This is a genomic window from Devosia sp., assembly GCF_017307565.1.
Classification (GTDB): Bacteria; Pseudomonadota; Alphaproteobacteria; order Rhizobiales; family Devosiaceae; genus Devosia.
This window is the reverse complement of sequence record NZ_JAFKHD010000083.1, coordinates 1-810: the sequence shown is the minus strand read 5'-3', so window position 1 is coordinate 810 and position 810 is coordinate 1. Positions and strand designations below refer to the sequence as shown.

Below are 810 nucleotides of genomic sequence, written 5' to 3'. Positions count from 1 at the left end.
GGTAGACCTTTACCGCCAGACCGGCGCAAAGGTCGGCCACGACGCCTCCCTGCTCAAGGTAGGCATCTCCGGCCACGGCTTCATCGCCGAAGACAGCCAGGACGCGCGCGACGTCGCTTTCCCGGCCCACAATGCCACCATGAGCCGCATCGGCGCCGAACGCGGCTGGCCGCCGGGCACCCGCGCCCAGTTCGATGCCGGGGCGATGCCTGAAGGCGCCTATTACATGGGCTCTCCGCAGGAAGTGATCGACAAGATCCTGATGCAGCACGAATGGTTCGGCCACGATCGCTTCGGCCTGCAGCTCAGCGTCGGCACCCTGCCCCACGACCGGGTCATGAAAGCAATCGAACTCTATGGAACCGTCGTGAAACCCGCTGTCGAAAAAGCGCTCGGCAAGTAACGCGGCCCATGTGACAGCCTGGAAAAGCAGAGCGCGGGCAAATGGCGTTTAAGCCATGCCCGCCCTCATCACATAGTGGCAGGGGCTACGCGTCTGCAGCCCCACCCAAAATCACTTGCCCGAACGCTTGATCGACTTGATCGCGAGCGGCGGTACGCCGGACTTCTCCGAAATGGCGCGGTCCTGCTCTTCGATTGCGGCGCGGGCCGGCTCGTCGCCATCAAGGCCACCAAGGAGGCTTGCTTCAACCTTGCGGTTGGAGCGCTGCGAGCCGTCTTCGTAGACGATGTCGAACATCACGAATTCAACGCGGGCTGTCGGTTTCTTGGCCATGAGGGCAATCCTTCAAAAACATGACCGCGAGCCGAACGGCTCGCGGTCTCCAACAAAAACAAACTGAAACAGGC

1 protein-coding gene and 1 pseudogene are annotated in these 810 nt (G+C 62.1%); one reads left to right on the top strand and one right to left on the bottom strand.

Features of this window, described 5'->3' with window-relative positions:
* Window positions 1-403 (top strand): annotated as a pseudogene (locus tag J0I64_RS02640) (LLM class flavin-dependent oxidoreductase); the annotation flags it as partial.
* A 111-nt stretch (window positions 404-514) separates the two neighbouring features.
* Here J0I64_RS02640 and J0I64_RS02635 read toward each other — a convergent pair.
* Entirely contained in the window at window positions 515-736 is a 222-nt protein-coding gene (locus J0I64_RS02635; RefSeq protein ID WP_291406073.1) for a hypothetical protein, read from the bottom strand.
* Window positions 737-810 lie beyond the last annotated feature (74 nt).

What these genes read in the sequence shown, in the direction of transcription:
- J0I64_RS02635 (WP_291406073.1), bottom strand. Translation starts at nt 736, where the DNA reads ATGGCCAAGAAACCGACAGCCCGCGTTGAATTCGTGATGTTCGACATC.